The sequence below is a fragment of the Albimonas marina genome, assembly GCF_029223255.1.
In the GTDB taxonomy this organism is placed as follows: domain Bacteria; phylum Pseudomonadota; class Alphaproteobacteria; order Rhodobacterales; family Rhodobacteraceae; genus Albimonas.
Genome location: NZ_JARHUC010000009.1, coordinates 175,711 through 198,276, shown reverse-complemented (window position 1 = coordinate 198,276; position 22,566 = coordinate 175,711). Strand labels below are relative to the sequence as shown.

23 protein-coding genes are annotated in these 22,566 nt (G+C 72.1%); 12 read left to right on the top strand and 11 right to left on the bottom strand.

Annotated features, from left to right (window positions below):
* Together P2H44_RS22120 and P2H44_RS22115 are read right to left on the bottom strand one after the other, a co-directional pair.
* On the bottom strand, positions 1 to 1,005 hold the full coding sequence (locus P2H44_RS22120) for a dimethylarginine dimethylaminohydrolase family protein (protein WP_275767156.1): 1,005 nt from the start codon (positions 1,003 to 1,005) through the stop codon (positions 1 to 3).
* Between the two features lie 227 nt (positions 1,006 to 1,232).
* Positions 1,233 to 1,931, bottom strand: coding sequence for a TetR/AcrR family transcriptional regulator (locus P2H44_RS22115; RefSeq protein WP_275767154.1), 699 nt, complete (start codon positions 1,929 to 1,931; stop codon positions 1,233 to 1,235).
* Between the two features lie 227 nt (positions 1,932 to 2,158).
* Here P2H44_RS22115 and P2H44_RS22110 point away from each other — a divergent pair, with 227 nt between their 5' ends.
* From P2H44_RS22110 to P2H44_RS22095, 4 genes are all read left to right on the top strand, one after another.
* Complete coding sequence (locus P2H44_RS22110) at positions 2,159 to 3,079, top strand: polysaccharide deacetylase family protein (RefSeq protein WP_275767152.1); 921 nt, start codon at positions 2,159 to 2,161, stop codon at positions 3,077 to 3,079.
* 99 nt (positions 3,080 to 3,178) lie between these two features.
* Positions 3,179 to 4,021, top strand: a complete 843-nt coding sequence (locus P2H44_RS22105) for an ABC transporter substrate-binding protein (RefSeq protein ID WP_275767151.1) — start codon at positions 3,179 to 3,181, stop codon at positions 4,019 to 4,021.
* Positions 4,021 to 4,902 carry an amino acid ABC transporter permease gene (locus P2H44_RS22100; protein ID WP_275767150.1) on the top strand — a complete coding sequence of 294 codons (882 nt, stop codon included), beginning with the start codon at positions 4,021 to 4,023 and terminating at the stop codon, positions 4,900 to 4,902. Before P2H44_RS22105 ends, P2H44_RS22100 begins: the two co-directional genes overlap by 1 nt.
* Positions 4,899 to 5,738 carry an amino acid ABC transporter ATP-binding protein gene (locus tag P2H44_RS22095; RefSeq protein ID WP_275767148.1) on the top strand — a complete coding sequence of 280 codons (840 nt, stop codon included), beginning with the start codon at positions 4,899 to 4,901 and terminating at the stop codon, positions 5,736 to 5,738. Before P2H44_RS22100 ends, P2H44_RS22095 begins: the two co-directional genes overlap by 4 nt.
* 10 nt (positions 5,739 to 5,748) lie before the next feature.
* Here the strand turns inward: P2H44_RS22095 and P2H44_RS22090 are convergent, their stop codons facing one another.
* From P2H44_RS22090 to P2H44_RS22075, 4 genes are all read right to left on the bottom strand, one after another.
* A complete protein-coding gene (locus tag P2H44_RS22090) occupies positions 5,749 to 6,099 on the bottom strand; it encodes a helix-turn-helix domain-containing protein (RefSeq protein WP_275767146.1) in 351 nt (116 codons plus the stop codon).
* Positions 6,100 to 6,104: 5 nt separating this feature from the next.
* The gene (locus P2H44_RS22085) at positions 6,105 to 6,458 is read right to left on the bottom strand and encodes a type II toxin-antitoxin system RelE/ParE family toxin (protein ID WP_275767144.1); all 354 of its coding nucleotides are present in this window, start codon (positions 6,456 to 6,458) and stop codon (positions 6,105 to 6,107) included.
* Between the two features lie 75 nt (positions 6,459 to 6,533).
* A complete protein-coding gene (locus P2H44_RS22080) occupies positions 6,534 to 7,526 on the bottom strand; it encodes a hypothetical protein (protein WP_275767142.1) in 993 nt (330 codons plus the stop codon).
* A gap of 149 nt (positions 7,527 to 7,675) precedes the next feature.
* The gene (locus P2H44_RS22075; protein WP_275767140.1) at positions 7,676 to 8,914 is read right to left on the bottom strand and encodes a M20 family metallo-hydrolase; all 1,239 of its coding nucleotides are present in this window, start codon (positions 8,912 to 8,914) and stop codon (positions 7,676 to 7,678) included.
* Positions 8,915 to 9,088: 174 nt separating this feature from the next.
* Between P2H44_RS22075 and P2H44_RS22070 the strand changes: the two genes are divergently transcribed.
* A complete protein-coding gene (locus P2H44_RS22070) occupies positions 9,089 to 9,565 on the top strand; it encodes a hypothetical protein (protein WP_275767138.1) in 477 nt (158 codons plus the stop codon).
* Between the two features lie 4 nt (positions 9,566 to 9,569).
* The gene (locus tag P2H44_RS22065) at positions 9,570 to 10,976 is read left to right on the top strand and encodes a class I SAM-dependent methyltransferase (protein WP_275767136.1); all 1,407 of its coding nucleotides are present in this window, start codon (positions 9,570 to 9,572) and stop codon (positions 10,974 to 10,976) included.
* 72 nt (positions 10,977 to 11,048) lie between these two features.
* On the opposite strand, the gene P2H44_RS22060 is transcribed toward P2H44_RS22065, so the two are convergent.
* The 5 genes from P2H44_RS22060 to P2H44_RS22040 form a co-directional block, all read right to left on the bottom strand.
* A complete protein-coding gene (locus P2H44_RS22060) occupies positions 11,049 to 11,528 on the bottom strand; it encodes a PaaI family thioesterase (RefSeq protein ID WP_275767134.1) in 480 nt (159 codons plus the stop codon).
* 198 nt (positions 11,529 to 11,726) lie between these two features.
* A complete protein-coding gene (locus tag P2H44_RS22055) occupies positions 11,727 to 12,824 on the bottom strand; it encodes an ABC transporter ATP-binding protein (protein WP_275767133.1) in 1,098 nt (365 codons plus the stop codon).
* Positions 12,825 to 12,827: 3 nt separating this feature from the next.
* Positions 12,828 to 13,718, bottom strand: coding sequence for a carbohydrate ABC transporter permease (locus P2H44_RS22050; protein ID WP_275767132.1), 891 nt, complete (start codon positions 13,716 to 13,718; stop codon positions 12,828 to 12,830).
* Complete coding sequence (locus tag P2H44_RS22045) at positions 13,715 to 14,584, bottom strand: carbohydrate ABC transporter permease (protein ID WP_275767130.1); 870 nt, start codon at positions 14,582 to 14,584, stop codon at positions 13,715 to 13,717. The genes P2H44_RS22050 and P2H44_RS22045 overlap by 4 nt, the downstream gene beginning before the upstream one ends.
* A gap of 122 nt (positions 14,585 to 14,706) precedes the next feature.
* Positions 14,707 to 15,918, bottom strand: coding sequence for an ABC transporter substrate-binding protein (locus P2H44_RS22040; RefSeq protein WP_275767313.1), 1,212 nt, complete (start codon positions 15,916 to 15,918; stop codon positions 14,707 to 14,709).
* A 285-nt stretch (positions 15,919 to 16,203) separates the two neighbouring features.
* Between P2H44_RS22040 and P2H44_RS22035 the strand changes: the two genes are divergently transcribed.
* The 6 genes from P2H44_RS22035 to P2H44_RS22010 all read left to right on the top strand — a co-directional run bounded on the left by P2H44_RS22035 (position 16,204) and on the right by P2H44_RS22010 (position 22,564).
* On the top strand, positions 16,204 to 16,968 hold the full coding sequence (locus P2H44_RS22035) for a response regulator transcription factor (RefSeq protein WP_275767128.1): 765 nt from the start codon (positions 16,204 to 16,206) through the stop codon (positions 16,966 to 16,968).
* Between the two features lie 10 nt (positions 16,969 to 16,978).
* Positions 16,979 to 18,490 carry a sensor histidine kinase gene (locus P2H44_RS22030; RefSeq protein ID WP_275767126.1) on the top strand — a complete coding sequence of 504 codons (1,512 nt, stop codon included), beginning with the start codon at positions 16,979 to 16,981 and terminating at the stop codon, positions 18,488 to 18,490.
* A 304-nt stretch (positions 18,491 to 18,794) separates the two neighbouring features.
* Positions 18,795 to 19,595, top strand: coding sequence for a crotonase/enoyl-CoA hydratase family protein (locus P2H44_RS22025; protein WP_275767125.1), 801 nt, complete (start codon positions 18,795 to 18,797; stop codon positions 19,593 to 19,595).
* Between the two features lie 58 nt (positions 19,596 to 19,653).
* On the top strand, positions 19,654 to 20,697 hold the full coding sequence (locus P2H44_RS22020; RefSeq protein WP_275767124.1) for a TRAP transporter substrate-binding protein: 1,044 nt from the start codon (positions 19,654 to 19,656) through the stop codon (positions 20,695 to 20,697).
* Positions 20,697 to 21,245, top strand: coding sequence for a TRAP transporter small permease (locus tag P2H44_RS22015; RefSeq protein ID WP_275767122.1), 549 nt, complete (start codon positions 20,697 to 20,699; stop codon positions 21,243 to 21,245). Before P2H44_RS22020 ends, P2H44_RS22015 begins: the two co-directional genes overlap by 1 nt.
* On the top strand, positions 21,242 to 22,564 hold the full coding sequence (locus P2H44_RS22010; RefSeq protein WP_275767120.1) for a TRAP transporter large permease: 1,323 nt from the start codon (positions 21,242 to 21,244) through the stop codon (positions 22,562 to 22,564). The genes P2H44_RS22015 and P2H44_RS22010 overlap by 4 nt, the downstream gene beginning before the upstream one ends.
* The last annotated feature ends 2 nt before the right edge of the window (positions 22,565 to 22,566 follow it).

Below are 22,566 nucleotides of genomic sequence, written 5' to 3'. Positions count from 1 at the left end.
TCAGACCTCGTCGCGGATCAGGGGGGCGGTCGAGCAGTGCAGGCCGCCGCCGCCCAGGATCACCTGGTCGTAGGGGGTCTGCAGGATCTCGACGCCCGCGCGGCGCAGCTCGCCCTCGGTGCGGGTCGAAAGGCCGTCGGGCATGATCACCCGCCCCGGCGCGATGGCGAGGGAGTTGATGATCGAGCCGTCGTCCTCCGGGCAGACCTCGATGATGGAGATGCCCATGGCGTCCAGCTGCTGGAGGAACCACCAGGGCAGCAGGGCCGAGTTCACCAGCGCGAGGTCCGGCGTGAGCATCACGAACAGGCCGTCGATATGCAGGCGGTAGCCGGTCAGCTGCACGCGGATCAGCTCGACGCCCTGGGCGGCGAGGACCTCGCCGACCTGCTTGGCCCCCTCCTCGTTCACGCGCGAGGAGACGCCGACGACCGCGGTCTTGGAATTCAGCCAGGCGAAGCTGCCGCCCTCGAACACGCCCGTTCCGTTGATGGTGCGCAGGATCGGGCAGCCGATGGAGGCCAGCGTGCGGGTCGCCGGCAGCTCCTCGCCCCGCCGGATGCGGGGCCCGAGGCGGGTGACGATGGCGCCGCCGCCGATGCCCACGACCGAGTCGCGGGTGTAGCAGGTCTTCATCCGGTCCCTGGCGGCGCGGTCGATGAACACGACCTCGACCCCTTCGGAGCGCAGCAGCGCCACGTAGGCGTCATGCTGGGCCTGCATCGCGGGCAGGTCGGGAGGGACGTCGCCGCGCCAGTACCAGCCCGCCTGCTCGTCGCCGTAGGAGTTGAAGTCGAGCTTCTTGGACGCGTCCACCTGCAGGAGCTCTTCCCCGGGCCGGTGCATCAGCACCACGCGCAGCTTGCCCACGTCGTTGGTGCAGCCCCAGTTGCGGCCCCACCACCGCTCCAGCTGGTCCGGCGCCTCGAAGGCGGGCTCGGGCTCGGAGGGGAAGCGCTTGATGGTCTGGTTGTAGCGCCACTCGTTCTCGGTGATCGCGGTCAAGGGGCGGCTCCTTCGGCTGGCTGCGGCCGCGACCCCGCCGCGACGCCGCGCGTCGCCCGGGAGGGGCGGACGCCGGGCGAAGGACGGGTCGCCTGCGCGCACCGTAGCCAAGCCTGCTGCGGCGCCGCAAGACGATTTTTGGAGCGAACTACATTTTTGGAGTCGCCAACGTCCCGCAGGCGAGGCCGACCGTCCCCCGCTTCGGCGCGCGTGCGGGAGCGTCGGTCTCAGGCGGCGGGGTCGAGCCCGGTCACCGGGGGCACGTCGCCCATCGCCGGAGAGGTCGCCAGCAGCCGCGCCCCTTCCTCGGTCAGCAGCCCCTCGAGGATCAGGCGGATGCCGGGCACGCCCTTGCGCAGCAGATCCTCGATCGTGCCCGCCTCGGAGGAGACGAAGCGCGAGAAGTCCCAGGTGGTGATTCCCACGATCAGCCCGGCGAGCTCGGCGATGTCGAGGTCGTCGCGCAGCACGCCGCGGTCGCGGTAGGTGCCCAGCAGGCGGATGTAGTGGCGCTTGATGAGGTTGTTCAGCCGCGCCCCGGTGCGGCTCGCGCGCCCGCCCGGCTCGATATGCTGGGAGGACAGGATCACCCGCCAGCACTCCCGCGACAGGTGACGCATGGCCTGTTCGGCCAGCAGACGCTCGAACCCCAGGATCGCGGCCAGGATGTCCTCGGGCAGGTCCTGGAGGTAGGCGCGCCGCTCGGGCAGCGCGCTGCGCACGTGGCGGATGGCCAGCGCCATCAGCAGGTTCGGCTTGGTGGCGAAGTAGTTGTAGACCGTCGCCGGCGCCACCGAGGCGCTGTCCGCGATCGCCTCGATCCGCGTCGCCTCGTAGCCGTTCGTCGAGAACAGCACCTCCGCCGCGTCGAGCACCTGCTGCAGCCTGCGCCGCTTGTGCTTCTGCCTCAGGCCGCCTGCCGCCACCGAATCGCCTCCGCGCTTCTTCGTTCTTTCCGGCTGCATACCAGACCGCGCCCAAAGCGCCTACATGGATGCAACTACAAAAATGGAGTTGACAATAAGTCCGGACAGCCGGAACCTTTCCGCAGCGCAGCATAGCCGGAGACGCCCCCCGGAATGAAAGCCCCGATCCGTCGCCCGATCAATCCGCCGCGGTTCGAAACCGCCGCAGCCCGGCCGCGGAGCGCGCGATGCTGAGCCTGATCGACAACCCGCCCCCCTGGCCGAACGGCGCGCGCTGCGCGGTCTGCTTCGCCTACGACTTCGACGCCGAGAGCCTGCTGCACCTCTATTTCCCCAGCGACGACGTCCGCCGCCGGGTCACGCTGCAGCAGACGCTCAAGTACGGCGCGACGGTCGCGATCCCGCGCATCGTCAAGATCTGGAACCACTTCGGCATCCGCCAGACCGTGTTCACCCCCGGCTGGTGCCTGGAGCAGTACCCTGACGCGGTCGATCTGCTGGTGAAGGGCGGCCACGAGATCGGCCACCACGGCTGGCTGCACGAGCGGACCAACCAGCTCTCGCGCGAGGACGAGGAGAAGGTGATGATCGCCGGCGTGCGGGCGATCGAGAAGGCGACCGGCAAGCCGCCCGTCGGCTACCGCTGCCCGTCGGGCGCGTTCTCCGAGCATACGCTAGACCTGATGATCGAGCATGGGATCCGCTACGACGCCTCGCTCGCGGGCTACGACGTGCCCTACCTGATCAAGCGCCCGGACGGCAGATCGGTGGTCGAGCTGCCGCACGAGGCGACGGCCGACGACTGGAACCAGTACGTGAACCTGCCCGTCTCGGGCTGGACGATGCAGCCCCAGGCCCCGGCCGTGGCGCGCGCCGTCTTCCAGGCGGACTTCGACGCGGCGTGGGAGCATGGCGGCCTGTGGACCGCGGTCTGGCACCCGTTCGTCTCCGGCCGCCTCGCGCGCGCCGAGGAGCAGGTGCGCCTGATCGAGCACATGATGGCCAAGGGCGATGTCTGGTTCGCCACCTGCGCCGAGATCGCCGAGCACATCGAGGGCCTCGTGGCCCGCGGAGACTGGACGCCCCCGGAGGAGACGCTTCCCCCCTACGACGGCGCCGTCCCGCAGATCGTGACGCCCAGCCGCTGACGCGGCCCCACCCATCCGGCGAAGGCGTCCAGGAGCGGCGCCCGCCGGTCCCGGCGCACGCCCGGCCACAGGGCGGCGCCTCCCGACAAGGAGGTCAGGATGAGACGGATCACCAAAGGCGCGGCGGCCCTCGTCGCGACGCTCGCCATAGCCGCGGCCGCCGGAGCGGCCGGCGCGCAGGAGCTGCCCGCGCGCATCAAGGACGCGGGCGTCCTGAAATCGGCGCTGAACGCCGGCTATCCCCCGATGGAGATGCTGGACCCGGCGACGAACGAGTTCACCGGCTTCGACGTCGACCTGCTGAAGGCCGTCGGCGACAAGCTGGGCTTCGAGGTCGAGTACCTCAACGGCGCCTTCGAGGCGATGACCCCCGCCCTGCAGTCGGGCCGCGTGGACATCATCTGGTCGGGCTTCTACGACACGCCCGCCCGCCGCGAGATCTTCGACTTCATCGACTACCTGCGCGCCGGCGCCCAGTTCTACTCGCCGGTCTCCGAGGGGCTGGAGAGCGCCGCGGACCTCTGCGGCAAGACCATCACCACCTCGCGCGGGACCTCCTATCCCAAGACGGTCGAGACCTGGTCCGAGAAGAACTGCGTGGCCAACGGCAAGGAGCCGATCGAGGTCATCGTCGACACCGACCGCGGCCAGCAGCTGACCAACCTGCGCACCGGCCGCGCCGTCGCCGCGGTCCAGGGCCTCGAGGCCGTGCCCACGATCCTCGAGACCTACCCCGGCGAGTTCAAGGCGCTGGGCGATCCGATCTCCTCCGCCCTGATGGGCATCGCCTTCGCGAAGGAGGACACGGAGCTGCGCGAGGCCTTCCTCGCCGCCCTCAAGGAGCTGTGGGAGGACGGCACCTACATGAGCCTGATCGAGAAGTGGAAGCTCAACCTCTCGGCGCTCGACGAGCCGACCGTCAACCAGGGTCCGCAGCCCTGATGGCGGCGGGCGGCTCCGCACTCGCCCCGGGCGCGCGCGCAGCCGCCCCCGAGGTCGACGTCTCGAAGATGATCGTGGTGCGGCCCCGTCGCTGGGGCCGCATCGCGGCGGTGGCGATCATGGTGCTGCTGATCGCCTGGCTGATCCGCGCCTTCGCCCTGGGCAAGATCGCCTGGGACGTCACGGGCGAATACCTGTTCTGGCCCACGATCCTGATGGGCGTGGTCAACACCATCTGGATGTCCATCGCCTGCATGATCATCGGCATCGTCATCGGCGTGCTGGTGGCGGTGATGCGCGGCTCGCCCAACCCGGTGCTGCGCAACGTGGCGGTGGGCTACCAGTGGTTCTTCCGCGGCACGCCGGTGATCCTGCAGCTGCTGATCTGGTTCAACCTGGCGCTGGTGTTCCCCTGGCTGGGCTTTCCCGGCTTCCAGGTGCGCACGGTCGAGGTCATCACCCCCGCCGTCGCCACCCTGCTGGGCCTGGGCCTGAACCAGGGCGCCTACACCTCGGAGGTGATGCGCGCGGGCCTGCTGTCGGTCGACCGCGGCCAGTACGAGGCCGCCCAGGCCATCGGCATGAGCTACTGGGCGAGCCTGAAGCGCATCATCCTGCCCCAGGCGATGCGGGTGGTGATCCCGCCCCTGGGCAACGAGTTCATCGGCCTGGTGAAGATGACCTCGCTCGCCTCCATCATCGGCTTCGCCGACGTGCTGCGCACCAGCCAGGACATCTACTACGTGAACGCCCGCGTGATCGAACTGCTGATGGTCGCCGCCGCGTGGTATCTGGTGGTGGTCACGATCCTCTCCATCGGCCAGAGCCGCCTCGAGCGTCGCTTCGGCCGCGGCTTCGCCTCGGGGGTGCGGGACGCATGAACGACATGACCGTCAACGGCAGGGCATCGCAGATGGAGCAGGACGTCGCCCCCACCACCGCCCCCGGCCTGCCCATCGTCTCGGGCCGCCGGGTGGGCAAGCTGTTCGGGGAGTTCCGGGCGCTGTCGGAGGTGTCGATCGACGTGGCCGAGGGGGAGGTGGTGTGCATCATCGGCCCCTCCGGCTCGGGCAAGACCACGTTCCTGCGCTGCATCAATCAGCTGGAGCGGATCGACGAGGGCTCGCTCTGGCTCGACGGGGAGCTGCTGGGCTGGCGGCTGGAGGGGGAGCGCTTGCACCCCCTGCCCGAGGCCGAGATCGCCCGCCAGCGGCGCAAGACCGGCATGGTCTTCCAGCGCTTCAACCTGTTCCCGCACATGACCGCGCTGCAGAACATCACCGAGGGCCCGATCCACGTCCTGAAGGAGCCCCGCGGCCAGGCCGAGGACCGCGCCCGCCGCCTGCTCGCCCGGGTGGGGCTGGCCGAGAAGGCCTCAAGCTACCCCAAGGACCTCTCGGGCGGCCAGCAGCAGCGCGTCGCCATCGCGCGGGCGCTGGCGATGAATCCCAAGGTGATGCTGTTCGACGAGCCGACCTCGGCGCTGGACCCCGAGCTGGTGGGCGAGGTCCTCGCGGTGATGCGCGACCTGGCCCGCGCCGGCATGACCATGGTCGTGGTCACCCACGAGCTCGGCTTCGCCCGCGAGGTCGGCGACCGGGTGGTGTTCATGGACCAGGGCCGGGTCGTGGAGACGGGCCCCGCGGCGCAGATCATGGACGACCCGCAGGAGGAGCGGACGCGGAACTTCATCCGGTCGGTGGCGGGACGGGAATGATCCGCCGCCGTCAGGCCGGGGCGCCGCTCCGCCGCCTGCGCGGCTCCTCGGCGTCGCCCAGCCCGTCCAGCGTCACGGGGGGCGCATCGGGAAACTCGACCATCAGCTTCAGCTCGCCCCCCATCGCCTGCACGTAGCTCCTGAGGGTCGACAGCAGCAGGTCGCTCTGCCGCTCGTATTTCGCGACGGTCGCCTGCTGCACCCCGAGGCTCTGGGCAAGCTGCACCTGCGTCAGCGCCTTCGCCTTGCGAAGCTGCTGAAGGGTCAGATACTCGGCATGGAGCCGATCGGCCTCCGCCTCGATCACCTCGCGCCGGTCGGGGTCGAGGTCGGCGAGCTTCTCCGCCAGCGTGCGCGCCATGGCCGTCATCCTTTCCGCAGTCGCAGGTGGCGGTCGAAGCGCTCGTCCGCCCGCTCGATCAGCCGCTTGTAGAACCGTCGCTCGCCGCCGCCGGACTTGTCCCCGGCCACCAGCAGGATCGCCTGCCGGTCCGGGTCGAAGGCGAAGGCGATGCGCCAGACGCCGTCGGCGGCCGTGCAGCGCAGCTCCTTCATGTTCCGGTGCCGCGAGCCGGCCAGCGTGTCCGCATGGGGACGGCCCAGCGCCGGCCCCTCCCGCTCCAGCAGCCTGGCGCGGGCATAGATCGCGTCCTGCACCGGCGCAGGCAGCGCATCGAACTCCGGCTCGAACTCGTCGGCGAACAGCACGGTCCATGGCATGACCGGATCATGCCATGGAGGCTATATAGCCTGGAAGCTCTAATTTCGCAAGAAAGGCGCGTCCGGGGCGAACGCTCAGCCCCGCACCACCGGCGGCAGGATCGCCGGCATCCGCACCCTGAGCGCCTCGGTCACCTCGTAGCCCCGCACGCCGGCGCAGGAGATGCCGGCTTCGATCAGCATCTCGCGGGCGGTCTCCTCCTGCCCCAGGGGGACGTAGAGGAGGAAGTGCTTCGCCGGGCGGCCGGTGTCGGGGTCGGTGTAGTGGCCCTCGTAGACCGCGGCCTCGGAGCAGGCCTTCCAGGCGGGGAGCGTCTCGGGGCCCACCTCGGTTTCCACCATCGCGATCTTGCAGGGGCGACCTTCGGCGTCGACCACCACGATGGCGGGGAACAGGTCGCCGTCCGGGCCGGGGATGGCGCGGCGGCGGTGGTGGCGGGTGTTGGTCAGGCAGTGGAGGTCGAGGCCCCACTGCTCGACCCCCTCGCCGGGGAAGGGGAAGCGCTCGGCCAGCAGGAAGCGGATCACCGCCTCGCGCGCGTCGTCGTCGAGCGTCGCGCGCACCGGGTCCTGGGAGGCGGGCGGCGGGCTGTCGGGGCGGTGGTCCTTGGTGTTGCCCAGCGTCTGGTGGGGCAGGACGTGAACCGTGCCGTCCTCGTCCACGCGGATGCCGCGCAGGGCGTGGTAGCTGATCCCGGCCCCCTCCAGCATCGCCTGGGCCTCGGCCTCCAGCCCCTCGGGCACGTAGACCAGCAGGTGGCGGCAGCCGGTCTCGGTGGTGTCGTCGGCGGCCTCGGAGGCGGCCCGCCAGCGGGGGATCATGTCGGGGGAGAGCGCGGTCTCGACCTCCGCGATCTCCCGCAGGCGGCCGTCGCCGTCGACGATCACGATGTCGGGGTAATGCGGGCCGTCGGGCCCCTCGATGGCGATGCGGGGATGGGTCTGCGAGTTGAACCAGGTCCGGTAGTGCAGCGGCCAGCTCGGGTCGGGCTGGTCGGGGAAGGGAAAGCGGTTGGCCGCGATGAAGCGGACGGCGCGGTCGTGCTGGGCCTGGGTGAGCGTGGCCATGGAATCCCTCGTCGGTCTGCAATCCGGGTCGGGAACAGGACGCCGCAGGGCTCGCGCCATGTCAATGTAGTTCGCTCCAAGTTTGGAGGCGAATATGATCTTGCCGCGCATTCGGGCGCCCGGCGCCCGAATGCGCGGCAGGGGCGCGCTCAGCCCTCGCCCGCCAGCTCCAGCATCACGTCGGCGATCACCTGGGCGCCGGCGGCGGCATGGGCGGGGTCCACGTTCTCGGCCGGGTGGTGGCTGACGCCGTTCTCGCAGGGGATGAACAGCATCCCCGTGGGGCAGCGGCCGGGGAACCAGCGCGCGTCGTGCCCGCCGCCGGAGTAGATCTCGCGCTGCGCGAAGCCCCGGGCGGCGGCGGAGCGGGAGAGCGCCTCGCGGATCGCAGGCGTGAAGGCGACGGGCGCGTGCCAGGAGCTGTCGGCCACCGTCACCTCGCACAGCCGCGCCAGACCCTGCGCCTTCGCGTGGACGAGGTCGCCCAGGCGCACCAGCTCCTCCTGGTCGGGGTGGCGCAGGTCCAGCACCATGTCCACCCGCCCCGGCACCACCGAGACGGCGTTGGGGCTGACCACGAAGCGGCCGAAGGTGAAGCGCAGCACGTCGGTCTCGTCCCGGCACAGCTCGGCGAGGCCCCGACAGACCTCGATCGCGTCCACGAAGGCGTCCTTGCGCAGGCTCAGCGGCGCGCCGCCGGAGTGGTCCTCCCGCCCGACGACCGAGATGTCGAGCCGCCGGTGCCCCTGCACGCGGTCGACCACGCCGATCAGCTCTCCGCCCGCCTCCAGCAGGGGGCCCTGCTCGATATGCGCCTCCAGCAGCGCGGCGAAGGGGCGGTCGAGGGGGGCGGGGGCGGCCTCGGGCAACGCGGCGCGCAGGGCGTCGAGCCCCTCGCCATAGGTCGCGCCGTCGTCGCCCACCGTGGCGAGCGCCTCGGCGAGCGTCATCTCGCCGGCCTGGACCGCCGAGCCCATGCAGCCCGGCCGGAAGCGGGAGCCCTCCTCGTTCGCCCAGACCACGCATTCCAGCGGGCGGCGGGTGACGAGGCCGCGGTCCTCCGCCGTCTCCATCGCCTCGAACGCGCAGAGCACGCCGAACACCCCGTCGAAACGCCCGCCCGAGGGCTGGCTGTCGAGATGGGAGCCGGAGACGACGGGGGCGGCGGCGGGGTCCGTCCCCTCGCGCCGGACGAAGAGGTTGCCGGCGGGGTCCAGGGCGAGGGCGAAGCCCCGCGCCAGCGCCCAGTCGGCCAGCAGGCGGTGGGCCGCGACCTCGGCCGCGTCGAAGGCGAGGCGGCGCACGCCGCCTTCGGGCGTGGCGCCGATCCGGGCGAGGCTCATGTGCCGGTCCCAGAGGCGGGCGGCGTCGACGAGGGGTGCGGACATGGGGGCGGTTCCTTCAGCGGGGACGGGCAGCGGGCACGGGGCGGCCTCGGCCATGCGGGTTTCGTGCCGACCCGAGCGCGGAACGCCGCGGACCGCAAGCCTCCCTTACGTCAGCTTCAAGCGGGGTTCACCCTCCCTGCGTCACGATTGTTTCCCAGTGGAGGAGGCGCAACCATGCCGTTAACCGGTTATCTCAAGATCCCGGACATCGATGGCGAGTCGCAAGACATCCAGGAGGTTCTGGACCGCTACAAGGGCCAGCTCATCGACGAGGCGGAATACCTGCTGCGGGTGCTGACGCATCACACGCGCGACATCGACAGCTTCGACCTCTCGATCCTGTCGCCGGGCGGGCCGCCCGAGCACGCGGCGGCGGGCGATCCGACGCCGATCTTCCTCAAGCTCGACGTGACCTACGTCCCCCTGGCCGAAGGCAAGGCCGGCTACCAGGAGGCGCTGGAGTACGCCGCGCGTCTCGACGCGTTCCTCGACGCCACGGGGTTCGACTTCGACTACAAGGTCAAGCGCAACGGCGACGGGACGGTCGAGATCAAGATGACCGACGTGCTGGTATCGAGCGTGTCGACCGGCGGCGACCCCGACGGCGGGCCCGCGATCACCGACGTCGGCGACTTCGACTTCCTGCTCTGAGCGCGTGCCCGCGCCGGACTGGGGCGGGGGCTACCCCGTCGCCGAAAGCTATCTCGAGACCGCCCAGCCCCTGCAGGGGCCGGAGGCGATCGACCTCGCGCTGAGCGTGGCGGGGGTCTCGCCGCCCCCGCGGGCGTCGGGGTTCCGCTATGCCGAGCTCGGCTGCGGCACCGGCTTCACCCTGGCGGGTCTGGCGGCCTTGCACCCCGAGGGGCGCTTCCTCGGGGTCGACTTCATGCCCGAGCACGTGGCCCGCGCCCGTCGCCTCGCCGCCGAGGCGGGGCTGGAGAACCTGAAGTTCATCGAGGCGAGCTTCGAGGATCTGGCCGAGGCCCCCCGCGCCCACGACCCCGAGCCCTTCGACTACATCGCGATGCACGGCGTGTGGACCTGGGTGTCGCCCGAGAACCGGGCGCGGCTCGTCGCGATCCTGGGGCGCTGGCTGGCGCCGGGGGGCGTGCTCTACACCGGCTACGCCGCCGCCGCCGGCTGGGCCGAGACCGCCGCGATCCGCCGCATCTTCCGCGAGGCGCCGCGCCCGCCCGGTCGCCCGACGTTCGAGGCCGCCCGCGCCGCCGTCGACGCCTGGCTGGCCGCCGGCGGCGGGGATGCGCGCACGGCCGAGGTCTGGGCGAAACTCTCGAAGCTGCCCGACCGCTACCTCGCCCACGATCTCGGCGCGACCCATGCCTCCGCCGCCTGGCCGGCCGAGGTGGCGGAGGCGCTGGCGCCGGCCAAGCTCGCCTTCGCCGCCCCCGCCGACCTGATCGAGCAGTTCGACGTGCTGCGCTTCGACGCCGACGCCGTCGCCTTCGTGCGCAAGGCCGTGGCCGAGGGGTGGGGCGAGGCCGCGCGCGACCTGATGAGCCGGCGGGGCTTCCGCGTCGACCTCTTCGCCCGCGGCGCCCCGCGCCTGACCGAGGCCGAGCAGGCCGCGCGCCTCGCCGCCCTGCGCATCGCCCCCTGGCCGCCCCGCCTGGCGCACGAGCGGCGCGAGGCCGAGGTCCACGGCGCCCGCCCCGGCTTCGGCCCCGAGACCGCCGCCCGCGTCGCCGCCGGCTTCGCCGACGGGCCCGCCACGGTCGCCGAATTCGCGGAGCGCGCCTGCCTCCCGCCCCGGCAGGCCGCGCAGGCGGCGCTGCTGGGGATCGCCCGGCGGGAGATCGCGGCGCTGTCGCCGCCCGAGGCCATCGCCGCGCGCGCCGCCCTGCCCGGCCTGCTCGCGGCCCTGCGCGCGCGTTTCGCCCGCGGCGAGCCGGTTCCCGGCGCGCCCTCCCCGATCACCGGCCGCCTCGTCCCCCTCGCGCCCGAGGAGGCGCGCGCCCTTGCCTCCGGCGCGCCCGAGGAGGCCGAGATGCGCGAGGGGCTCGCGCGTCTCGGCTTGCTGGATCCCGCTCCGCAGACCGGCTGAGCCGGAACGCGAACCGCCGCCGCGTCGGGCGACGCGGCGGCGGTTTCGGTCTCTTGGCCGTCCAGGCTCGGCTCAGCCCTCGCCTTCCATCGCTGCGAGCGCGGCGGCGGAGGCGGCCTCGGCCTTGGCGCGGGGGATCAGGCGGATGGTGGAGGTCGACTTCGCCAGCAGCTTGCCGCGGGCGTCGCGCAGGTCGCCCTCGGCGAAGCAGGTCGAGCGGCCGGCGTATTCCACCCGGCCCTCGGCGATCAGCAGGCCGGGGCGGGCGGGGGCGAAGAAGCTGACCTTGATCTCCAGCGAGATGGGGGTCATCTCGGGGCCCGTCAGGCTCATCAGCGCCATCGCCATCGCCTGGTCGATCCAGCCGGTGACGAAGCCCCCCTGCACGATCCCGCCCGAGTGGCACAGGTGCGGCCCGGCCATGTACTCGACCACCGCGCGCCCGTCGGCGAAATGGGTGCGGCGCTGGAAGCCCATCGTCTCGAACAGGCTGCCGGGGGTGGCTTCGGGTTCCATCAGCGGGGCGGGAGCGGGGGCGGTCGAGGTGTTCATGCGGGTCCTGACGTCGGGCGGGGGCCGCGGCGAGGGCCTCGCCGGCGCCCCTTCGTGAAGGGTTCGCCCCCGTTGGACCGCATCGCGAGGCGGGGGGCAAGCGCCGCGATCAACCGACCGTCGGTCGATTTCATCGGGCCCCGGCCCCCGCATCGCGCGCCCGCGGGAACCGACCGGCGGCCGGTTCCCGCGCCCCCCTCAGTTCAGCCGGGCGCCGGTGTCCGGGGCGAAGAAGCTGGCCTTGGCGAGGTCGAAGGCCACGTCCAGCGGCTGGCCGGCGCGCGCCCGCGTCTCGGCCGACAGCCGCGCGGTCACCGCCGCGCCGCCGAGGCGGGAGACGACGTAGGTGTCGGCGCCCGCGGGCTCGACCACCTCCACCAGGCAGCGGGCGGGGACGACATGGGCGCCGTTGCGCGCGCCGGGCTCGACGATGTCCTCGGGGCGCAGGCCCAGCACCACGTCGCGCGGCAGGTCGCCCGACAGGCCCCCGACCACGCCGGCGTCGATCAGGATCGGGGCGTCGCCCTCCCGCGCGATGGCGACCTGGCCGCCCTCGACCCGGGCGGGGATCAGGTTCATCGCGGGCGAGCCCATGAAGTCGGCCACGAACATGTTGGCGGGGCGGTTGTAGATCTCGGAGGGCGCGCCGATCTGCTGGATCACGCCGCCCTTCATCACCACGATCTTGGTGGCGAGCGTCATCGCCTCGATCTGGTCGTGGGTGACGTAGACCATCGAGGCGCCGAGGTCCTGGTGCAGGCGCTTGATCTCGGTGCGCATCTCGACCCGCAGCTTGGCGTCGAGGTTCGACAGCGGCTCGTCGAACAGGAACAGTTTCGGCTCCCGCACCAGGGCGCGGCCCATGGCGACGCGCTGCCTTTGCCCGCCCGAGAGCTGCCCGGGCTTGCGATCGAGAAGCTGGGAGATCTGCAGCTGCCTCGCCACCTCCTCCAGCTTGCGCTTCTGGGTGGCGGCGTCGACGCCGCGGACCTTCATGCCGAAGGTGATGTTCTTGGCGACCGTCATGGTGGGGTAGAGCGCATAGCTCTGGAACACCATGGCGATGTCGCGGTCCTTGGGCGGGGCCTTGGTCATCTCCCGCCCGCCGATGGCGACCGAGCCGCCGGTGATCGGCTCGAGCCCCGCGATGCAGTTGAGCAGGGTGGACTTGCCGCAGCCGGACGGGCCCACCAGGACCAGGAAGTCGCCCTCCTCGATCTCGATGTTCACGTCGTGGAGGATCACCGTCTCGCCATAGGCCTTGCGGAGGTTCCGGATCGTCAGCACGGGCGCCATGGGTCAGCCTTTCACCGAGCCCGCGGTCAGGCCGCGGATGAAGTACTTGCCGGCGACGACGTAGACGAGAAGGGTCGGCAGGGCGGCGATGATCGCGGCCGCCATGTCGACGTTGTATTCCTTCACGCCCGTCGTCGAGTTGACGATGTTGTTCAGCGCCACCGTCACCGGCTGCGAGCCGGCCGACGAGAACGAGACGCCGAACAGGAAGTCGTTCCAGATCTGGGTGAACTGCCAGATGATCGAGACCACGATGATCGGCAGCGACAGCGGCAGGAAGATCGAGAAGAAGATCCGCAGGAACCCCGCGCCGTCCACCTTCGCCGCCTTGATCAGGTCGCCGGGGATGGTGACGTAGAAGTTGCGGAAGAACAGCGTGGTGAAGCCGATCCCGTAGACGATGTGCACCAGCATCAGCCCCGGGATCGTGCCCGCCAGCCCCAGCAGCCCCAGCATCTTGGCCATCGGCAGCAGCACCACCTGGAAGGGGATGAAGCAGCCGAACAGCAGCAGCGCGAAGATCGTGTCCGCCCCCCGGAAGCGCCACTGCGCGATGACGTAGCCGTTCAGCGCCCCGATCACGGTCGAGATCGCGACCGAGGGCACCGCCAGCAGGATCGAGTTGAAGAAATAGGGCCGCAGCCCCTCGCAGGTGATGCCGCTGCACGCCTGCGACCACGCCTTGGCCCAGGGCTCGAACGTGATCTCGCGCGGCAGGGCGATGAGGGAGCCGGTGCGGATCTCCTCCAGCGTCTTCATCGAGGTCGCCAGCATCACGAAGAGGGGCGCGAGATACCACAGGGCGAACAGGCCCAGGATCACGAACAGCAGCCAGCGGAGCGCCAGCTTGCCCCAGTCGGTCCGCTCGGCCGGGTAGGCGGTCAGGTCGCTCATCGCCGCGTCCTCAGCTCGGAATAGAGGTAGGGGACCACCACCGCGAAGACGATCGTCATCATGATCATCGCCGAGGATGCGGCCTGCCCGAGGTCCCCGCGCGAGAACGCCATCGCGTACATGTACGTGGCCGGCAGATCGGTCGCGTAGCCGGGCCCGCCGCCCGTGAGGGCGATGACCAGGTCGAAACTCTTGATCGCCAGGTGGGCCAGCACGATGAAGGCCGACAGGAAGATCGGCGCCATCGAGGGGATGATGATCGCGGTGTAGATGCGCACCGTCGGGATGCCGTCCACCTGGGCGGCCTTGATGATCTCGGAGTCGACGCTCCGCAGCCCCGCCAGGAACAGCGCCATCACGAAGCCCGAGGCCTGCCAGACCCCCGCGATCACCACCGTGTAGATCGCCATGTCGGGGTCGACCAGCCAGCCGAAGGTGAAGTCCTCGTATCCCCAGCCCTTCACCATCGCCTCGATCCCGAGGCCGGGGTTGAGGATCCACTTCCACGCCGTCCCAGTGACGATCATAGAGAGCGCCATGGGATAGAGGTAGATGGTGCGCAGCGCCCCCTCGGCCCGGATGCGCTGGTCGAGCAGGATCGCCAGCCCCAGGCCCAGCGCCATCGAGACGCCGATGAACAGGATCCCGAAGATCGCCAGGTTGTCGATCGCCACGTCCCAGCGGGGGGCGGCGAACAGGCGCGTGTACTGGCCGAAGCCCTCGATCTCGTACTTCGGCAGCAGCCGCGACTTGGTCAGGCTGACCCAGGCGGTCCAGCCGATGAAGCCGTAGACGAACAGCAGCGCCGCTGCGAAGGACGGCGCCAGCACCAGCCTGGGCGCCTGCCTCTCCAACCAGTCGATCATGGGCGGGGGTCCCCTTCCTCGCGCACGGCCCCGCAGGGCCGGAGGCGGGCCCCCTCCCGCGAGGACAGGAGGGGGCCCGGAGCCCGGCGCGGGGTGTGGCCCTGCGCCGGATCGTCAGGCGATCACATCGAGTTGGCGACCGCGTCGGCCAGCATCTGCACCGCCTCGTCCGAGCTCATGTCCGAGTTGAAGTGCGCCGTCACCACGTCGGTGATCGCGCCCGACTGGGCCCCGCGCAGCGCCATGCCATGCGCGTAGGAGGGCAGGAGCGAGCCGTCCGCCGCGCTCTCGCCCATCTCCTTCGAGGAGGTCGCGGCGCAGCTGTCGAACTTCTCCAGCGACACGTCGGTGCGCGCGGGGATCGAGCCCTTGTTGAGGTTGAAGGTCTCCTGGAACGTCGGGCCCATGATCAGCTCGGCCAGCAGCTTCTGGCCGGCGACCTTGTCGTCGCCCGAGACCTCGAACATCGCGAAGCTGTCGACGTTGTAGAGGAAGCCCGCGCCGGGGGCCGAGGCGCACAGGAAGTCCTCGCCCGGGGTCTTGCCGGCGGCCAGGAACTCGCCCTTCGCCCAGTCGCCCATGATCTGGAAGGCGGCCTCGCCGTTGATCACCATCGCGGTCGCGAGGTTCCAGTCGCGGCCCGAGAAGTTGTCGTCGACGAAGCCGCGCAGGGTGCGCATCTGGTCGAAGACGGCCTTCATGGTGTCGGACTTCAGCGCCTCGGGGTCGAGGTCCACGAGCGCCTGCTTGAAGAACTCGGGGCCGCCGAGGCTCAGCGCCACCACCTCGAAGATCGTCGCGTCCTGCCAGGCCTGGCCGCCATGGGCCAGCGGCACGACGCCGGCGGCCTTCAGCTTCTCGGCCGCCGCGTTGAACTCGTCCCAGGAGGTCGGCATGGCGATGCCGGCGTCCTCGAGGACCTTGGCGTTCGCCCAGATCCAGTCGACGCGGTGGACGTTCACCGGCGCGGCGCACCAGGTGTCCTCGCACATCATGTGATTGGCGATGGCCTTGGGCAGCACGTCGGCCCAGCCCTGCTCCTGCGCGACGTCGGAGATGTCGGAGAGGACCCCCTCCTCGTACCACTCCTGGATCGCGGGGCCCTTCAGCTGCACCGCGGTCGGGGCGTTGCCCGACAGCACGCGGGCGCGCAGGGCGGTCATCGCGGCGTCGCCGCCGCCGCCGGCGACGGGCATGTCGGTCCAGGTCCCGCCGCGCTCGGCGAATTCCTGCTGCAGGACGGCGACCGACTTCGCCTCCCCGCCCGAGGTCCACCAGTGCAGCACCTCGACCTGCGGCTCGGCCGCCGCGGCGCCGGCCAGCAGCGCGACCATGGCCGACGAGGCCGCCAGAACGTTGAGCTTGCGCATGTTCGATCCTCCCATGTCCGCCGCGACGCCTTCGGGGGGCGCCCCCTCCCAGGGGCAGGCGGGTCCGGGGCGAAGATCGCGGAAGCCGCGGCGCAGCATCAACGCCCGATCCATGCTGCGGCGCCGAAGAGAGGGTGGAATTCAAGGCGTTTCGTTACAAACCGTTACGCGGCAGACTGGGAGCACGCCCCCGAACCCCGCCCAAAGAGGCGCCGGCGCGGGGCGACGGGAGGGAGGGACCGCGCCGCGATGACCATACCCAGGCTGCTGGTCGTGGACGACGACCCCGAGATGCGCGGGATGCTGACCGACTTCCTGCGCCGCAACGGCTTCGCCGCGGTCGAGGCGGCGACGGGCGCGCAGGCGCAGGCCGCCTTCGCGCGCCACCGCATCGACCTGATCCTGCTCGACGTGATGCTGGGCGACGAGAGCGGGCTGGAGATCTGCGCCCGCCTGCGGGCCGAGCATGACGTGCCGATCGTGATGCTCTCGGCCCTGTCGGCCGATCACCAGCGCATGGCGGGGTACGAGCGGGGGGCGGACGACTACGTCGCCAAGCCCTTCAACCCCGACCTGCTGCTGGCCCGCATCCGCGCGGTGCTGCGCCGGACGCGGCGGGCGGCTTCGCTCGCCTATCGCCGGGCCGAGGGCGTCCACCGCTTCGCCGGCTGGACCTTCGATGCGCGGACCGAGACGGCGACGGGCCCGGACGGGGTCGAGGCGTCGCTGTCGCGCCGGGAGGCGGCGTTGCTGAAGTGCCTGCTCGCCAACCCCAACATCCCCCTCACCCGGGAGGAGATCGCCGAGGCGCTGCACGACCCCGACGCCGCCCCCGACCCCGCCGCGGAGCCCGACGCGAGCTCCCGCGCCGTGGACGTGCTGGTCGGGCGCCTGCGCTCGAAGATCGAGGAGAACCCCAAGGCGCCGAGCCTGATCCGCACCCAGCGCGGCGTCGGCTACGTTCTGACGGCGGAGGTCGAGACCGGCCCCCGCCCCGCCGCGCCCGCCCGCTGAGCGCGCCGCGATGCGAGACGCGCCCGAGCCTCCTTCGCCCGAGCCCACTGCTCCCGACGCCGGCCCGGCCGAGGCGCCGCCGCCCGCGCGCCCCGCGCCCGCCTCGCGCGCCCTCGGCCTGCGGGTGCAGGGCGTCCTCCTGGTGCTGGCGGCGCTGGTCTGCGGCGCGGCGGCGGCCTGGGCCTGGGCCTGGTCCGACGCGGCGTGGGACGCCCGCCTCGCCCGCGCCCGCACGGCCGGGGTGCAGCTCTACCACGCGCTCGACGCGGGCGGGACGCCGCCGGTGGGCGTGGCGCTGTCGGCCCCGCTGCCCGAGGGGGCGCCCGCCGCCGATCCCGCCCTGCCCTACACGACCGAGGTCTCGTTCCTCTCGCTCGGCCCCGGCGCCATCGGCGGCGACCGGCTGCGGCTGCGGGTGCTGTCGGCGGAGCTCTCCTACCCCGTCTCCTCCATCGCCGGCGACGAGGCGGCGGGCGGCCCGGCGGCGAGCCTCGGCGCCTTCTCGGCCCTGCTGGCGCGCTGGTGCGCCGAGCCGCGGGTCTTCGCGCGGCTGGGCGACGGCCCCTGGCGGCGGGTCGAGGGCGAGGCGATCTGGGGCTGCGCCGACGCGCCCGCCGACCTGCGCGCCCCCGCGGCCCTGGGCCTCGTGCTCGTCGCCGCCCTGCTGCTGGGCCGCTGGTCCGCGATCTCGGCCGAGTTCCGCGCTGCCGCCGCCGCCATGCGCGCCCGCCGGGACGAGGACGCCCCGATCCCCGCCCGAGGCCCCGCCGAGCTGCGCGAGATCGTGGGCGCCGTGAACCTGCGCCTGGCCGAGGAGCGGGAGCGGCTGGAGAAGCGCGCCCTTGTCCTCTCGGGCGTCAGCCATGACCTCGGCGCGCCCGCCACCCGCCTGCGCCTGCGCGCCGCCCTGATCGAGGACGCGGCGCTGCGCGACAAGCTGGTGCGCGACCTCGACGAGATGACCGACATGCTCGACAGCGTTCTGGCCTTCACCCGCGCCGAGATCGGGGGGGAGGCGCGCCGCTCCCTCTCGCTGACCGCGCTGGTGGAGGCGGTGGTGGCGGACTACGCCGACCTCGGCCGCCCGGTGACCCTGGTCGAGCCGCCGGCCCGGCGCGCGGGCCCCGTGGGCACCCTCTTCCTCGCCGCCCGCGCGCCCGAGCCGCCGGGGCCCGAGGCGCGCCGCGTGGTGATCGAGGCGCGCCCGCTGGCCCTGCGCCGGGCGCTGGGCAACCTGATCGACAACGCCCTCAAGTACGGCCGGCGGGCCGAGGTCTCGGTCGAGGCGGACGCGAGCCGGGCGCGGATCGCGGTGACCGACGCCGGCGGCCCCGGCGCGGATGCGGCGGCGATGGAGGCGCTGGTCGCCCCCTTCGCCCGCGGCGCCAACGCGGGCGCGGCCAAGGGCGCGGGCCTGGGCCTGTCGGTCGCCGCCGCCATCGCCCGCCAGCACGGCGGCGCGCTGAGCTTCGAGGCCGCGCCCGAAGGCCTGCGCGCCGTCCTCGCCCTGCCCCGCGGCTGATCCCCGCCCGTTCCGATACGCCCGAAGCGTGGCGCGATCCCCTCGCAGCGGCGGGCGTCGCGGCGCGGAAAACGCCGCGCCCATGGTGCGTTGCAGCGGATATTGTTCATTGACAGAACAATCCGCGCGCCCCAGCATCCCCGCGGATCCGCCGCAGAGCGGAGCTTACGGGAGGAGACCGATTTCGCGGCCGGAACCGGGGGCGCCGAGCGCCCGACGCCCCCGCCGCCCCGTCGCGCCGGCCGCGCGATCCCACCGCCACACCCGCCCCGCCGCGGCGCCTCCGCCCGGCCCGAGAGGACGCATGACCGACCCCCAGCCTTCCCCGGCCCCCGCGCGGACCGAGCCCCTGCTGACCGTCGAGATCGACGGCCCCGTCGCGACCCTGACGCTGAACCGTCCCGACAAGCGCAACGCCATGTCCGACGGGCTGCTGGCCGAGATCGACGCCTTCTTCGGCGCGCCCCCCGCGGGCGTCCGCGCCGTGATCCTGACCGGCGCCGGGGGGCACTTCTGCTCGGGCCTCGACCTGTCGGAGCATGTCTCGCGCGAGGCGGAGGAGGTGCTGGCCCATTCGCGCAACTGGCACCGGGTGATGGACCGGGTGCAGTTCTCGGGCCTGCCGGTGGTCTCGGCCCTGAGGGGCGCGGTGATCGGGGGCGGGCTGGAGCTCGCCTGCGCCACCCATGTGCGGGTGGCCGAGCCCGGCTGTATCTTCCAGCTGCCCGAGGGGATGCGCGGCATCTTCGTGGGCGGCGGCGCCACGGTGCGCGTGGGCCGGATCCTGGGCGCCGACCGGATGTGCGAGATGATGCTCACGGGGCGGAAATACACGACCGAGGAGGCCGCGGCCCTCGGCCTCGCCCATTACGCCGTCGGCCCGGGGGAGGCGCTGGAGAAGGCCCGCGCGCTCGCCCACCAGGTCGCGAAGAACGCGAAGCTCTCGAACTACATGATGATCCAGGCCATCGCCCGGATCTCCGACATGGCGAAGCCCGACGGGCTGTTCGTCGAAAGCCTGTGCGCGGCGATCAGCCAGACCAGCCGCGACGCCGAAGAAGGGCTGAACGCCTTTCTGGAGAAGCGGCCGCCCGCCTTCCGCTGACGGCCATCACCCGCCGACCGCCCGGCAGAGGCGGCGGCGCGACCAGGGAGAAGAGACCATGACCAAGATCACCCGCCGCGCCGCGCTGGCCGGCATCGGGGGCGCGCTCGCCGCCCCCGCCTTCGTCCGCCGCGCCCGCGCGGCCGAGGTCACGCTGCGGCTGAGCCACTTCCTGCCGCCCGTGGCCCCCATGCACACCAAGGTGTTCGAGCCCTGGGCCAAGCAGGTGATGGAGGCCTCCAACGGCGCCATCGACGTGCAGATCTTCCCGGCCATGCAGCTGGGCGGCAAGCCCCCGCAGCTCGCGGACCAGGCCCGCCAGGGCGTCTGCGACATCGCCTGGACCCTGCCGGTCTACACCCCCGACCGCTTCCCCGTGGCCGAGACCATGTCCCTGCCCTTCATGGTGACGAACGCCGAGAAGGGCTCGGTCGCGCTGCACCAGCTGATGGATGAGTTCGGGGAGGGCGAATACAAGGGCCTGAAGACGCTCGCCTTCCACATGCATGATGGCGGCAAGCTGCACATGCGGGATGCGCAGATCACCTCGGCCGCCGACTTCCAGGGCAAGCGCCTGCGCGCGCCCAACCAGGCCACCGGCGAGCTGCTGGCCGCGATGGGCGCCGAGACGGTGTTTTTCCCCGTGACCGAGATGGTCGTGGGCCTCTCCAACGGCGTGATCGACGGCTGCTGCCTGCCCTACGAGGTGGTGCCGCCCTTCAAGCTGCAGGAGCTGACCACGATCAGCTGCGAGCCGGCGGCGGGGTCCCGCGGCCTCTACGCCAACACCTTTGCGATCGTGATGAACCAGGGGGCTTACGACGGGCTGTCGGACGACCTTAAGAAGGTGATCGACGACCACACGGGCCCCGAGTGGTCGCGCGCCATCGGCAAGAACTTCGACGCGTTCGAGGCCTTCGGCCGCGGCATGGTCGAGAAGCAGGGCAACCAGATCGTCGAGATCCCGGCCGAGGAGATCGCCAGGTGGCGCCCGATGGCCGACCCGATCTACGCCTCCTGGACCGAGAAGCTGAACGCCGCCGGCCATGACGGCGCCGCCATCCTCGCCCGCGCCAACGAGCTGCTGGACGCGGGCGCCTGATGGCCGGGCCCGCGACGGGGGAGGGCGGCGGCCCGCCCTCCCCCTCCCTCCACCGCTGGCTGGAACGCCTGTGCCTCGCCTTCGCGGGCGTGGGGGGCGTGACGATCTTCGCCGTCTCGCTGGCGGTGACCGTCTCGGTGATCCTGCGCACCGTGGGGGTGGGCGGGATCCGCGGGGACTTCGAGATGGTGGAGCTCGCCTGCGCCGCCTGCGCGGCGCTGTTCCTGCCGCTGTGCCAGCTCAAGAAGGGGCACGTGATGGTGGACATCTTCACCGCCTGGGCGCCCGAGCGGACGGTGCGGCGGATCGACGGGCTGTGGACCCTGCTCTTCGCCGCGGCCTGGGCGGCGCTCGCCTGGCGGCTGTGGGACGGGATGGAGACGATGCGCGACTACGGCGACCGCACCATGCTGCTGCGCGCGCCGGTGTGGTGGGTCTACGCGCCCGGCGTCGCGGGCATGGCGCTGGCCGCGGCGGTGGCGCTGGAGAGCGGGCTGCGCCAGCTGGCCGGCGTGGCGGACGACGACCGCGGGGCCGCGCCGCGATGACGCCCTCGGTCATCGCGCTCCTGATGGTGGCGGGGCTGCTGCTGGCGATCTTCGCCCGCGCCCCGATCGCGCTGGCGATGGGCGCGGTGGGCGCCGCGGGCTACCTCGCGCTCGCCAGCCCGCAGGCGCTGCTCGCCTATCTCTCCACCGCCTGGACCGACAAGTTCATGAGCTACGAGCTCGCGATCGTGCCGCTGTTCATCCTGATGGGGCACCTGGCGACGCAGACGGGCATTTCGGCGGCGCTGTTCGCGGCCTCCAACGCCTGGATCGGGCATTTCCGCGGCGGGCTGGCGATGGCGGCGGTCGCGGGCTGCGCGATGTTCGGCTCGATCTCGGGCTCCTCGCTCGCCACCGCCTCGACCATGGCGAAGGTCGCGCTGCCCGAGATGCGCCGGCACGGCTATTCGGGCGCGCTCTCGGCCGGGTCGCTGGCCGCAGGCGGCACGCTCGGCATCCTGATCCCGCCCTCGGTGGTGCTGATCATCTACGCGCTCCTGACCGAGCAGAACATCGTGAAGCTGTTCCTGGCCGCCACCGTGCCCGGCACGCTCGCGGTCGTGGGCTTCTGCCTCGCCATCGCGGTCTACGTGCGGCTGCGCCCGTCCGAGGGCCCCACCCACGCCCCCGCCGACCGCGCCGCCCGCCTGCGCGCGCTGGGCGGCATCTGGCACATCGTGGGGATCTTCGCGGTGGTGCTGGGGGGCATCTACGGGGGCGTCTTCACCCCGGCCGAGGGCGCCTCGGTCGGCGTCGCGATGACCCTGCTCGCGGGCCTCGCGAAGGGCGGGCTGACGCTGCGCGGCCTGCTCGACAGCCTGATCGAGACGGCGGCCTCGACCGCGATGATCTTCGCCATCGTCTTCGGGGCGGACCTGTTCAACGTGGCGCTGGCCCTGTCGCGGATGCCCGCCGAGGTCGCCGCCTGGTTCGGCGAGGCCGGCATCGCGCCGATGACCGTGCTGCTCGCCATCGTGGTCTTCTACCTGGTGATGGGCTGCGTGATGGACAGCCTGTCGCTGATCCTGCTGACGGTGCCGGTGTTCTTCCCGACCGTGATGGCGCTCGACTTCGGCCTGATGCCCGAACAGCAGGCCCTGTGGTTCGGCATCATCACCCTGGTGGTGGTCGAGATGGGCATGATCACGCCGCCCGTGGGCATGAACCTGTTCGTGATCTCGGCCATGGCCAAGGACATCCCCACCGCCGCGATCTTCCGAGGCGTCGCCCCCTTCATCGCCGCCGAGTTCTGCCGCCTGTCGCTGCTGATCGCCTTCCCCGCGCTCAGCTACTGGCTGGCGCAGGCGGTCGCCCGCTGAGG

Bases quoted from the DNA above. Each gene is read 5' to 3' on its own strand.
- P2H44_RS22100 (WP_275767150.1), top strand. From the start codon at position 4,021: ATGGCGGCGGGCGGCTCCGCACTCGCCCCGGGCGCGCGCGCAGCCGCC.
- P2H44_RS22040 (WP_275767313.1), bottom strand. From the start codon at position 15,918: ATGGTCGCGCTGCTGGCCGGCGCCGCGGCGGCCGAGCCGCAGGTCGAG.
- P2H44_RS22110 (WP_275767152.1), top strand. From the start codon at position 2,159: ATGCTGAGCCTGATCGACAACCCGCCCCCCTGGCCGAACGGCGCGCGC.
- P2H44_RS22015 (WP_275767122.1), top strand. From the start codon at position 20,697: ATGGCCGGGCCCGCGACGGGGGAGGGCGGCGGCCCGCCCTCCCCCTCC.
- P2H44_RS22010 (WP_275767120.1), top strand. From the start codon at position 21,242: ATGACGCCCTCGGTCATCGCGCTCCTGATGGTGGCGGGGCTGCTGCTG.
- P2H44_RS22045 (WP_275767130.1), bottom strand. From the start codon at position 14,584: ATGATCGACTGGTTGGAGAGGCAGGCGCCCAGGCTGGTGCTGGCGCCG.
- P2H44_RS22035 (WP_275767128.1), top strand. From the start codon at position 16,204: ATGACCATACCCAGGCTGCTGGTCGTGGACGACGACCCCGAGATGCGC.
- P2H44_RS22085 (WP_275767144.1), bottom strand. From the start codon at position 6,458: ATGCCATGGACCGTGCTGTTCGCCGACGAGTTCGAGCCGGAGTTCGAT.
- P2H44_RS22030 (WP_275767126.1), top strand. From the start codon at position 16,979: ATGCGAGACGCGCCCGAGCCTCCTTCGCCCGAGCCCACTGCTCCCGAC.
- P2H44_RS22025 (WP_275767125.1), top strand. From the start codon at position 18,795: ATGACCGACCCCCAGCCTTCCCCGGCCCCCGCGCGGACCGAGCCCCTG.
- P2H44_RS22090 (WP_275767146.1), bottom strand. From the start codon at position 6,099: ATGGCGCGCACGCTGGCGGAGAAGCTCGCCGACCTCGACCCCGACCGG.
- P2H44_RS22050 (WP_275767132.1), bottom strand. From the start codon at position 13,718: ATGAGCGACCTGACCGCCTACCCGGCCGAGCGGACCGACTGGGGCAAG.
- P2H44_RS22075 (WP_275767140.1), bottom strand. From the start codon at position 8,914: ATGTCCGCACCCCTCGTCGACGCCGCCCGCCTCTGGGACCGGCACATG.
- P2H44_RS22095 (WP_275767148.1), top strand. From the start codon at position 4,899: ATGAACGACATGACCGTCAACGGCAGGGCATCGCAGATGGAGCAGGAC.
- P2H44_RS22105 (WP_275767151.1), top strand. From the start codon at position 3,179: ATGAGACGGATCACCAAAGGCGCGGCGGCCCTCGTCGCGACGCTCGCC.
- P2H44_RS22060 (WP_275767134.1), bottom strand. From the start codon at position 11,528: ATGAACACCTCGACCGCCCCCGCTCCCGCCCCGCTGATGGAACCCGAA.
- P2H44_RS22020 (WP_275767124.1), top strand. From the start codon at position 19,654: ATGACCAAGATCACCCGCCGCGCCGCGCTGGCCGGCATCGGGGGCGCG.
- P2H44_RS22070 (WP_275767138.1), top strand. From the start codon at position 9,089: ATGCCGTTAACCGGTTATCTCAAGATCCCGGACATCGATGGCGAGTCG.
- P2H44_RS22080 (WP_275767142.1), bottom strand. From the start codon at position 7,526: ATGGCCACGCTCACCCAGGCCCAGCACGACCGCGCCGTCCGCTTCATC.
- P2H44_RS22055 (WP_275767133.1), bottom strand. From the start codon at position 12,824: ATGGCGCCCGTGCTGACGATCCGGAACCTCCGCAAGGCCTATGGCGAG.